The organism is Nocardia abscessus NBRC 100374 (genome assembly GCF_000308455.1).
Lineage (GTDB): Bacteria > Actinomycetota > Actinomycetes > Mycobacteriales > Mycobacteriaceae > Nocardia > Nocardia abscessus.
On record NZ_BAFP01000077.1, the window covers coordinates 65,806 to 76,817 of the forward strand.

The 11,012-nt window shown below is 64.2% G+C and carries 12 protein-coding genes; 7 read left to right on the forward strand and 5 right to left on the reverse strand.

Annotated features, from left to right (window positions below; all coding sequences use genetic code 11):
- The first annotated feature begins 1 nt into the window (after position 1).
- Both ON19_RS15065 and ON19_RS41890 read left to right on the forward strand, forming a co-directional pair.
- Positions 2–538, forward strand: a complete 537-nt coding sequence (locus ON19_RS15065) for an AmiS/UreI family transporter (protein WP_043691881.1) — start codon at positions 2–4, stop codon at positions 536–538.
- Between the two features lie 684 nt (positions 539–1,222).
- Positions 1,223–1,744: a hypothetical protein gene (locus ON19_RS41890; protein WP_157229713.1), complete on the forward strand. Its 522-nt coding sequence runs from the start codon at positions 1,223–1,225 to the stop codon at positions 1,742–1,744.
- A 722-nt stretch (positions 1,745–2,466) separates the two neighbouring features.
- Here the strand turns inward: ON19_RS41890 and ON19_RS15070 are convergent.
- A complete protein-coding gene (locus tag ON19_RS15070; RefSeq protein ID WP_051168897.1) occupies positions 2,467–4,758 on the reverse strand; it encodes a SulP family inorganic anion transporter in 2,292 nt (763 codons plus the stop codon).
- Positions 4,759–5,260: 502 nt separating this feature from the next.
- Here ON19_RS15070 and ON19_RS40265 point away from each other — a divergent pair.
- The gene (locus ON19_RS40265; RefSeq protein ID WP_040786861.1) at positions 5,261–5,443 is read left to right on the forward strand and encodes a hypothetical protein; all 183 of its coding nucleotides are present in this window, start codon (positions 5,261–5,263) and stop codon (positions 5,441–5,443) included.
- A 335-nt stretch (positions 5,444–5,778) separates the two neighbouring features.
- A complete protein-coding gene (locus tag ON19_RS41350) occupies positions 5,779–6,048 on the forward strand; it encodes a group II intron maturase-specific domain-containing protein (RefSeq protein ID WP_218006420.1) in 270 nt (89 codons plus the stop codon).
- Positions 6,049–6,304: 256 nt separating this feature from the next.
- On the opposite strand, the gene ON19_RS15080 is transcribed toward ON19_RS41350, so the two are convergent.
- Positions 6,305–7,054: an SDR family NAD(P)-dependent oxidoreductase gene (locus ON19_RS15080; RefSeq protein WP_043691885.1), complete on the reverse strand. Its 750-nt coding sequence runs from the start codon at positions 7,052–7,054 to the stop codon at positions 6,305–6,307.
- A complete protein-coding gene (locus tag ON19_RS43780; RefSeq protein ID WP_255218389.1) occupies positions 7,051–7,671 on the reverse strand; it encodes a darcynin family protein in 621 nt (206 codons plus the stop codon). The genes ON19_RS15080 and ON19_RS43780 overlap by 4 nt, the downstream gene beginning before the upstream one ends.
- Here ON19_RS43780 and ON19_RS43785 point away from each other — a divergent pair.
- Complete coding sequence (locus ON19_RS43785) at positions 7,552–8,034, forward strand: TetR/AcrR family transcriptional regulator (RefSeq protein WP_368854285.1); 483 nt, start codon at positions 7,552–7,554, stop codon at positions 8,032–8,034. The two genes, ON19_RS43780 and ON19_RS43785, sit on opposite strands and share 120 nt — an antisense overlap.
- An 85-nt stretch (positions 8,035–8,119) precedes the next feature.
- Here ON19_RS43785 and ON19_RS15095 read toward each other — a convergent pair whose 3' ends face one another.
- Positions 8,120–9,337 carry a hypothetical protein gene (locus ON19_RS15095; RefSeq protein ID WP_043691892.1) on the reverse strand — a complete coding sequence of 406 codons (1,218 nt, stop codon included), beginning with the start codon at positions 9,335–9,337 and terminating at the stop codon, positions 8,120–8,122.
- A 44-nt stretch (positions 9,338–9,381) separates the two neighbouring features.
- Positions 9,382–9,684, reverse strand: a complete 303-nt coding sequence (locus ON19_RS15100; protein ID WP_043691895.1) for a helix-turn-helix domain-containing protein — start codon at positions 9,682–9,684, stop codon at positions 9,382–9,384.
- Between the two features lie 249 nt (positions 9,685–9,933).
- Between ON19_RS15100 and ON19_RS15105 the strand changes: the two genes are divergently transcribed.
- Both ON19_RS15105 and ON19_RS15110 read left to right on the forward strand, forming a co-directional pair.
- Entirely contained in the window at positions 9,934–10,593 is a 660-nt protein-coding gene (locus ON19_RS15105) for a TetR/AcrR family transcriptional regulator (protein ID WP_227954847.1), read from the forward strand.
- 82 nt (positions 10,594–10,675) lie between these two features.
- A partial coding sequence (locus tag ON19_RS15110; RefSeq protein ID WP_255218390.1) for a TetR/AcrR family transcriptional regulator occupies positions 10,676–11,012 on the forward strand: 337 nt, incomplete at its 3' end.

Below are 11,012 nucleotides of genomic sequence, written 5' to 3' on the forward strand. Positions count from 1 at the left end.
AATGCTCCCAGTATTTCTTGTGTTCGTCGGCGCGAGCCTGTTCGTCAACGGAATCTGGATGTGGCGTTCCACCACGTTGGATTCCTCGGTTCAGCTGGCTGGCAAAGACATTGCAGTTGTCAACTTGTTCACCGGGTTCCTCGGTGCGGTGATCATCGCGTCAACTCTGGCGAAGAGTCCCGACACCGCGAGCGCGGCACCCGCGGCCTATATCGGACTGTTCGCGCTGACATATCTGTGGGTAGGTGCCAACCAGTTCACCGGAGCCAGCGGAACCGCACTGGGGTGGTTCTCACTCGTGGTGACGGGGATCGCCCTTCCCGTTGGTATCCATTCGCTGTCGATCGCCCGCGGTACCTTCGGCCACTGGATCGCGATCAGCTGGTTCGCATGGGCCGGGCTGTGGTTCCTGTTCTTCCTTACCCTTGGACTGGGCAGACCCCTTATCCGCGCCACCGCGCTGGTCGCAGTAGCCGAAGCGATCGGCACCGCACTCGTTCCAGCGGTCCTCTTGTTCACCGGAGTGATTCAGGCGTGATTCCCAGAGTGAAGACGAACTGAATATCGACCGAAAACACCTCGGCAACAGTCCCTTACCTGCCGCCCCCAAATTCGCCGTGGCGGGCGAACTCAGGAGCCCGTTGCAGGACACCGCGGAGTCACCGGCGTGCCGCCGGTCCACTCAGCGGTGTTCCTTTTGCGTGAAACCTCGCAATCGGGGCACGGGTCCCACTCCTGCTCCACTCGAGGGACACACTCCAGTGGCTGGAACTCGCGCGAGGCAGTGTCGGTGACACCGACGTCTGCGGAAGACGATCTCGAAGATCACCGACTCCGTGGCCAGCGAGGATCGGTTCGGCACTCATCGGTCGGTCGTGGCGCACCCACGCCGCGCTGGCGAACCCGCCCGGATCGGCCACTGCCGAGCGCAGTAATGCCACACTCTCGCGTCGGTGCGCCCGTTTGCGCAATATCGGTCAACTTACGGATTCCGGCGGCCAGGTACAACTGTCATGCTGAGTACATCGTTCTTTTATGGATGTTCAGCAGGAGGCCATGATGAACTTGATGTTGCATGCTGGTGCCGACCTCGGTGGCACCTTCGGCTTTGCCGTTGTATTCGGCAGCGACGGACGTTCACCGATTGGTCCCCTGGATCGGCGCGGTAAGGATCGTGGAGCGCGGCGCCGCCCTTGGAGGCAACCCGGTGAGGTAGTGAGCGATGTATATACACGGATATGCGTCACTGATCACTGAGCTGCCCGAACAGCCTTCGTCGAACAGGGCGGTGCCGTTATTGGAGCCCGAACATCTGCTTCAGGCGATTTCGGGTCGCTGTGACAATACGACACCCCTTGTTGGTTGGGCGCGGGATCTCAGCGACCTGCACGCCGAACTAATACATTTCATGCTCGACCGCGAGCTTCAACGAGTCGGCATCACTTGTGAGCAAGTCCGGGCGCGTATCGAGGAAGTTGTCGATGATATCAATGTGTGGGCGGCACGCTACGTACCGCGCACGAAAGGCGCGCGCAAACACACACACTCGTTGGGCGAGGTGATCAACCACATCGCAAAGACCTTCGCGGAGGCGTGGTGGACAGTTCTGCATTCAACGGAAGCCGAAAAGCGGCACCAAGCATGGTTTCACCTGGGCGAAGCTCGCGAGGGATACGCAGAAATGGTGGACCAGATCCGGGAACGGCGCCTCCAATTGCCCTTGGGATGGAGGGGAATCGGATGACGCAGGATGGCCGGGGAACCATGAGAACTGTCGTCTCCAACAGGCGGCGCCCGCGACAGACCGATCAGAACTTCGCGCCGCTCCAGTTCTTCCGGAATGCCCGTTTCAGGTGTGGGTGCTCGACGCCCCGCCGTCCGGCAACGACGCCGATGACGGTCCACAATGACGTGGACCTCGAAACGGGCCCTAGCCATAGTTTCCCTGAAACGACGTCAGGGCCCGCAATATCGATAACCTCTGCGCCTCCGCGCTCGGGAGCCCGACCAGATGAAACCGGTTCACCTAATGGATTATATTCATTGCCGTCGATGCGGGAGAGAGTTGCCATCGGCAATCGAAAGGCGCCACCGCCTGCGCACATGCTGCGCTGGGGAGGGCGCTGGTACAGGGATGACTTCTGCTGATTGGAAAGCTGTCGCTTGGTGGCTCGACCCGGGCAGGAATCATCCGATAGGACAGATGGGATCGGAATAGTGGATCATCGCAGTCAACCGCGTAGCCAGGACCCAGCTCGTTTGGTCCACACACAACACCACCCACTCGTGCGCATTATGGTACGAGCCAAAGAGATCACCACTTTCTCCACGAACAGTGGATCGGTGGAAATCTAGAAGCCGTTGGTCAGAAGCGGCTTCACCGCGCCGGACGTGGCCGAGGACGTCGAGTTCGCGGCCCGAGTGCCGATGGCTCTGATGCTCGTCCGGGAGTCCCGAATCGGCCTGTCAGGCGGTGCGTGATTGGGCCGGTGAACGTGTCGGCCTGATGCCAGTCGAACCGCTCTTGCCGCGATCGGCGTCGATTGCGCCCTTCAATGGGCCGCGGCCGATTTCGCTGATGCTGTCGGTGGTGACCTCGAGCACGCACGCGGTGGAGATGTCGAAGAATAGGCCCGATACCGTCAGGCCGCGTGCGGCGGCGGCCTGACGGATCACCGGGTGGCGTTGCAGGATCTCGAGCTGAACGGCGACGTTGACCATGCTCAGCTGGGCGGTTTCGTCGTATCCCGCGGCCGCCGCAACGGCCCGCACCGGGTGCCCGGCGCGGTAGGCATCCAGGCTTGGGCGGGCATGGGCGAGCCAGGTGTCCAGTCCCGGTCCGGCGGAGGTGCCGGCCAGCAGGGTCTTCATGGCACCGCAGGAGGAATGGCCGCACACCACCACGTTGTGCACCTTCAGGTTGTCCACCGCGAAGGACAGGGCCGCCTCGACCGAGGCGTCGGATCCGTCTGCGGGGTGCAGGTTGCCGACGTTGCGGACGGTGAACAGGTCACCGGGACCGCTGTTGGTGATCACATTCGGCACGATGCGCGAGTCGGCACAGGTGAGGAACAGCGAGTGCGGATCTTGCCGGTCGCGCAGCTGGTCCAGGTGCGGCCGCATCACGTGGGCGTGGCTGCGATGGTAGGCGGCCACCCCGGCTGCGACCGCGTCGCCGTTGCGCTCGCGCCACGGGCCGAGCACCTCGTCGAGAATGCCGCGCGCCCGGCCGCGCCGAGGCGGTCGGGTCATGGCGTGTTCCATGCGGGCGGTTCCGATCTCGACGAATTCCACGTTCCCACCGGTACTTTCGTGCTGGCGGGCCCAGTCGTGGATGGCCTCGTAGCCGGCGTGGTCGAGGAAGTCGACGGTCAACTCGACAAGCACGTCGGTACCGGCCGGCACCGTGGCCAGCTCCTTGGTCAGCTTCGGCAGCGCCAGGAACGTGCACGTGCCGTCGACGCGGACGATCCAGCGGTCGGTGCCCGCCACCGGTGTGGCCCGTACCGATACCTTCACCACTCGCCACAGCAGCATCGCGAACGCCATAGCCAGGCCGAGCAGCACGCCCTCGAGCAGGTTCAGAAACACCACGCTGACCATGGTCACCGCGTATACCGCCAGGTCGCCGGTGCGATGGGCGAGCTGGATGTGGGCCAGCTTCACCAGCTGGACGCCCACCACGATGAGTAACCCGGCCAGCGCCGACTTCGGGACCTGCTGTACGACGCCGACGAGCGCAATGGAGAACACGAGAATCCACACGCCGTGCAGAATCGTCGAGGCCCGGGTGCGCGCACCGGCGGCCACGTTGGTGGAGCTGCGCACGATCACGCCCGTGACCGGGAGGCCACCGAGCATGCCGGAGGTCATGTTGGCCGCGCCCTGGGCCAGCAGCTCGCGGTCGAAGTTGGTGCGCCCGCCAGTGTGCAGCTTGTCCACGGCCACCGCTGACAGCAGGCTCTCCACGCTGGCGATCAGGGCGATGGTCAGCACCGCCGGCACCACCCCACCCCAGTTGCCGCTCGGCAGAGCGGGCAGGCCGATGGCGTCGAACAGCGAGCTGTCGAGCTTGATGCGGTCCGGATTGCCAGGCAGCACCAGCGACAGCACCGTACCCACCAGCACCGCGACCAGCGGGCCCGGGATCAGGCGAACCTTGTCGGGTACCCGGCGCCAGGCGACGATGATGCCGATGACGATCAGGCCGATGACGAAGTCGTCACCGTGCGGGGTCAGCAGCTGACCGGGTAGTTCGGTGATGTTCTCGAAGGCCGAGCTGCGCGACGCCCCGCCCAGAAGTACGTGCACCTGCTGCAATGCGATGGTGACACCGATACCGGCGAGCATGGCATGCACGACGACCGGCGCTATCGCCAGCGCGGCACGCGCGATCCGGCTCACTCCGAACACGATCTGCAACAGGCCGGCTGCGGCGGTGATGAAACAGGTTGTCTGCCAGCCGAACTGGTGAATGACCTCGGCGACGACCACGGTGAGGCCGGCCGCCGGCCCGCTGACCTGCATCGGGCTTCCACCGAGAAAGCCGACCACGATGCCACCCACCGCGGCCGCGATCAGCCCGGCGGCGATAGGGGCATCGGAGGCGATGGCAATGCCCAGCGACAACGGCAGAGCCACAAGGAACACCACGATCGAGGCGGGCAAATCATGGCGGGAGATCGACGAAAGCCGTTCGGGCCAGGCGCTCCCCGGTGGGATGTCCGATATAGGGGTCGCATCGGTGTCGGTGGACATATTTCTCCTTCACCAGGCCTACGGGCCGGTCCGGTCGGTCGAACATGTTCTCCAGGCATCGAAAGCAGCTGCGGGACAAGCGAGTCCGAGACATCAGCGTCCGGCAGGCTCTCAGACATAGGAGTTTACAAGATCAAAGTACTGGCAACAGCGCAGCGAAAATCGGGTTGAACGGATGTTTGTGACCGGCACTATTCCGAACGGCAGTGTCTTCCTCGGCGTCACAACCCCGGCGTGGCACAGCATGCCCTCGTGGCCGAACTCGAGGTATGGATGTCGGTGACGAAAGACCACAATCAATCGACAGAATTATCGTGTATATTCACTACACAGTTAATGTGAATGCCAATCAATTATTGTGACTGTTCACGATGGTTTCGTAAATATTTGATATTGGAATCCCGAATTCTTGAAAACGACGTGCAATGGTCGCCAGGGTTGTGATCTGATTGGGCCGTCTCGGGCCTGAGGCTTTTCATATAACACGACTGAGGATGACTGTATGAACTCGAGAATTATCCGTCCGCTCGCCGTCGTCGCATTCGCGCTGTCGGCCACCGCTCTCGGCGTCGGCACGGCCTCAGCGGATGCGCCCGCGGCCACCCCCGTTACGGGCTCGGTGGAATTGTGTATTCCCATCCCCCTTGGCTCGGCCGAGAACACCTTCTGCCTGCCTATCGGCTAGTCCGAGGCGCACGCGGCGGTGGCGACACCCTTCATGGTGCGCACGACTCCTCGCTTCCAGTTCGGAGTCGTCACCGCCGGCAGCCTGCGCAACGAGGTCGACCTGGAGGTGGTTGAGCGGCTCCAGGCGGGGTGCGGTACACCTTGCCGGGGCGAGTGCCGCAGAGCCGGGTCAGCGCCGGAATCAGACGAACACCGGACGTCTGGCCCTGTTCGTGCACGGCGACCCCCTTCGGTGCCCCGGGCATCACATGGTGGAGCGCGAGTTCCCGACCGTGGATTTCGAGCGTTACGCCGATGATGCCGTCGTGCATTGCGCGACTGAGCGTCGGGGGGTTGTCGTCTGCATCGGCGAACCGCCGAAGATCTGGCGGGCTGGCGGCGTGGATCAATCCGATCGTGCGCGGCTGGATGACCTATTACGGCAAGTTCTATCGGAGCGGACTCTACATCGTGCTGCGACGCATAAACACCTACTTGGTGCGGTGGGCGCGGCGGAAGTTCAAATGGTTGCGGTCGTTCAAGAAGGTGAAACAGTGGTGGAACGGGCTGCTGCACTGCCAGCCCCGCCTATTCGCCCACTGGGCCTGGATGACCGCGTTCTGACGGATCTGATGAGAAGAGCCGTGTAACGGGCGACTTTAAGCACGGTTCTGTGGGACCCCTGGGGCGAGATTCCCCAGGGCCACCCGACCTCTTCTTCTCCCGGCCCCCGGTTCCAGACGTGTCTGTTTTGCGAATTTCTGAACCGATGTGATGGCGCGGCGCTGGGGTGCCAGTCCGTCCGGGTGGGCGTCCGGGGCTGGGGTGGCTGGTTTTCGGCAGACGTGCCGCGGCTACAGACGTGTTCGGCTCTAGCCGGTCAATCGGAGACGAGTCGTCCCGCGAGTGCGGGTGAGAGCCGGTGAACACCGAGCAGCACATAGACAAGACCGACCCGGATCCGACGGATGCGTCGCTTCTGCAGTCCTGCCAGCACTGCTGCTGCCGCCGCTGCTGGGCTGATCTTGCCGCGTCCGCGCCCGGCGGTCATTGCGGTGTCGACCAACGGCAGCATTGCCTCGACGACCCGTACGGTAGGGGCATCGCGGGCGAGTTGGCGTTGCAGGGAGGCGGTCGCGGCGATCAAGCCGGCTTTGGCCGCGCAATAGACCGGCGCAGAGCGTTTGGGCACTACTCCCAGCGCCGAGGTGATGTTGACGACCGTTGCCCGCGGCGCATCGGCCAGTATGGGAAGCAGCCGTGCGGTCAGGCGCAGTGGCGCGGCCAGGTTGGCTCCAAGCTCCTCGATAAGGTCGCCCACCAGTTCGTCGGTGTTGGTTGCCATCCATTGGCGATCGAACTGTACTGCGGCATTGTTGATCACCAGATCCAACCCGGGCATCCCGGCCGCGATCGAGGCAACGCGATCGACGTCCGCGGGGTCTGCCAGATTCGCGCGCACAGTCCGCAACCTAGGGATGCGCGCGGCCGCGTTCGCGAGCCGGTCGGGGTCACGGCCACAGATCAGGACGTGATAGCCGGCCGCGGCGAGCTGCTGCGCCAGAGCGAATCCGACGCCGCTACTACCGCCGGTGACCAACGCCGACCGCGGAGAGATCGTCGGGTTCATTCTGCGGCCCTGTGCCCGTCTTCCACGGCCAAGATCAGGTCCTCGAGCCGGAAGTCGGGCGTGGTGAACAGTGCGGAATCACGCAGCCGCTCGATCACCGGGTAGTACTCAGCCAGGTCGGTGGTGAACACGGCTATGTTGCTGCACCGGGCGCTGAAGGCCTCGGCATCGAAGAATCGCATCGCGGTGCTCGGCCGATCGGCGAATGCGACACCGAGGGCGGGATCGGCGATGCGACGCCGCTCCGGCCGGCTCAGAGAAAGCCAGTCGGGCAGCGCCGTCAACAGCATGAACGCCGTGTGCTCGGCGACTTCAGCTTCCACACCAAGCGATGAAGCATTTGTTACATCCATAGCCCGAACCCTAGATGTAACAAATGTTACAGTCAAGAGGTGGATGACCGACCAGATCCCAATCCCAGAGATTCCGCCCGACGCGACGAACTTCTGCGAGCCACACTCGACGACTTCGCACGCTACGGTCTCGTCGACTTCACCCTGCGCCGCCTGGCCGACCGCATCGGCACGAGCGCTCGAATGCTCGTGCACTACTTCGGCGGCCGCGAGCAACTCCTGTCTGCCGCCTTCGCTGAGCATCGCCGGCAAATGCAACAACAATTGTCCGGTTCCCCCGCCCTGAATCCTGCCGAGGCCGCCGCGGCGGCGTGGGCGGCGATGACCGCGGTCGAACAGCGCACACACTTCACGGTCATGTATCACCTGCTCGCCGCCGGATTGACCCGTGAGGCGCCCGAACACTCCGCCGCGCGCGAGGCGATCCTGGCGTGGGTGGATTACGCAACCGAGCTTCTGACCGCCGCGGGACGAGATCCGGTGCACGCCCGTATCGATGCGACCGTGCTGGCCTCGGGTCTCAAAGGGCTCTTGCTCGACCGGCTCGTCACCGACGATCCGCATCGCTGTGACGCGGCAGCACAACGGCTCATCGAGGCTGTACTCACCGCACCCAGAACAGCCTGAGACCTTGGGATGCTCAGATGCCCCTGATCGCGGGCAAATCCATCGTCGGTGGGCTGGCCGTCGGCTGCTTCCCGCACGGGGCATCTCAATCCCCGGACCGCGGGAGAGGGTTGGTCGGGGTCACGGTCGGTTGTGGGACCTGCCGCGCCGCACGAGGCGCACCGAAGACCAGTGCGAGACATGCCAGAGCCACCGCAAGCATCGGGCCGTGCGGCATGTACTGCAGTGCGGCCGTGGCGAACAGCATCGCGGGGGCCAGCAGGAGCCACGAGTACAGCCACGATCCACGGTAGCCGGCGTAGCGCAGGCTGACACCGAAGGCAGTTCCCGCACACGCGACAATCACCAGGGCGGGTACCTCGGTCAGCCAGAAACCCACGAAATGGACGGGATCACCGAACCACTGGCCGCCCCAGTACGCCAGAACGTCACCCCAGGCCGCCATTGTCAGGCTGGCGAGCAGCCAGCGCATCGTAGGCCAGGTGAGCCAGCCGCGACTGCGCGACAGCAGCCATAGGGTGGCCGTCACGCCCACGTACACGAGGATGAAGAGGCGGCCGTAGAAGAAGTACGGCGTACCCAGGCCGACCTGCTCGGCGACAGTGATCAGGGTATGTGACCACGGCACACCATCCATCCAGCCGGCGGCTTCGGGGCCATTCCAGATCAGCGATTGCACAGACGCGAGCACAGTGCACAGCGCCGCCGTCACCGCGACCAGCGGCGCGAGGAAGGGCTGAGTGTCGTTCTTACCCACCGGGTCTGGGCCGGGCGGGTGCCGTCGCGGCCAGGCGGCGGACATGAGCCGCACCACGGCAGCCGCCATCAGTGCGTAGCTCGACACCAGCGCAATGAGCTCGGCGCTGGTCACAATCGAGGCAAACCAGCCCAGCGTCGGCGAGAACGCGGGGAAGCGTGCCACCATCACCAGCAAGCCGGCATTCTCGACCAGATCCAGGGCACAGAAGGCCAGGGGCAGCCAAAGCATCCAGCGCTGCTGCGGCCACGCCTGGATCAGGAGCAGAGCGCCCAGGCATGCCAGGCTCACGGCGAAACCAGTGTCGGCCAACGTCGACCGGACATACATGGCCCGGCCTTGGGCGCCATAGCGCGTCAGCGTGTCGAGGATGACTCGCGGCTCGGCGAAAATGAACAGGTCGGGCTTGCCCGCGCCGCCCGAGAGCACGTTGACGCGGGTATCGAACCAGCGCAACGCAGCGACGTAAGTGATGAAGACAGCGGCCGCGCACAGCAGCACGGGCACGGGGGCGCGGGAAGCGAGGCGCTTCGCCAGAGGTTTCACGGCATCTCCTGGACGCTCGGGATTGAACGAGCGATGCCGTCAATTTAGGAATCGTGGCAGCGGACCGCTTGTATGAACCGGCTACCCTGTGGATCGAGCAGTCGTCCGCTGAGCGAGTCGCCGAATGCCTGCCGGAACGTGTGGGCCAGGTGGGCCGAGTCGGTGAAGGCGCTGGCGTGGGCCGCATCGGTGAAGCTGGCGCTGTTGAGGATCGCTTCGACCGCGTCGCCCAGGCGCAGCCACCGGCGGTAGCGGCTGAACGGCAGACCGACTTGCGCGCGCAGCAGGTGCCGTAGACGTTCAGTCGAAAGCCCGAAATTGGTTGAGCTTCCGCACCTCCCAGTCATCCACCGATCCAATCCGCAAACCGGTCCGCCTCCCTCTGGCACTACTGCTGGCGCTTGCGCCGGGTACTGCGGTTCTCGGATTAGTCTCGGACCTGCCGACCCGATACGTCGCCGGGCCCGACGTTGTCAACGCGGCCCGCACCTTCTCGTTGCTGCCGCGCTGCCAGGGGATGCGGCGACTGCGCCAGTTGCCCTCGTTGCGGCAGTTCCGGGCCACGGCCGCCCGCACAGACCGTAGAGTTGGCGACGGTGCCCTTTCCTAGCGACAGCAGGCAGGAGTATGTGATGCCGCCGAACAACGGGACCCGCCGTCCAACACAGGAACGTGCCAAGACGACCCAGGAGCACATTCTCGACACTGCCGCACGCCTGTTCGGAGAACACGGGATCGCCAACACCTCGATGAACCGGATCGCCGCCGACGCCGGAGTGAGCGTCGGCACTGTCTACCAACACTTCAACGACCGCACGGTCATGGTGGACAAGCTGATCGAGCGGCTGCTGGAAAGTGCCGAACAACGCTTCACTCAGCGTGTGTTCGGCCTCGCCGAGCAAACCACCGCAGAGCTGGTGGCGTCCATTCTGGAGGTCATCACCGACGAGTTGGTGGCCAACACCCAGTTGATACGTGCGCTCTCGGTGGGGGTCTCGTTCTACGACACCGGCATCCCCGAACTCGAACTCCGTCTACGTCTTTTCACCAAGGTGCTGGTTATCCAGCTGCTCGGCCCAGGCGACGACCACAAATACGACATCATGAGCATCGTGTTGATCAACACCGGGATCGCGGCAGCGCTCCGCGCGTCGGTGCTCGAGATCGACAACCAGCAACGTGCACAGGCCCTCGCCATCACCGCGCGTGCGGTCGCGGCGTGGATCGAATCCGAACGCACGCGAGACTCGGCATGACGCAGGTCGAACGCGGAACAATCGGTGCACCGTCAGGTCGCACAACACCCGGCCTCCCAGGCCGCCGGGCAGGAGCGAGTACGTGAGGCCCCCGATGAAGTCGACTCGTCGTCCGACACAGGAACGTGCGAAGGCGACCAGGGAGCACATCCTCGATACCGCCGCACGCCTGTTCGGGGAACGCGGGATCGCCAACACCTCGACCAACCGGATCGCCGCCGAGGCCGGAGTGAGCGTTGGCACCGTCTACCGACACTTCACCGACCGCACGGTCATGGTGGACGAACTGCTGGACAGGCTGCTGGAAAATATCGAACAGCACCTCATTCGCAGCGTGTCCGCCACCGCCGGCAAAACTGTTTCGGAACTGGCCGTCACCATTCTCGAGGCCATCACCGACGAACTTGTGGCCAACGCTG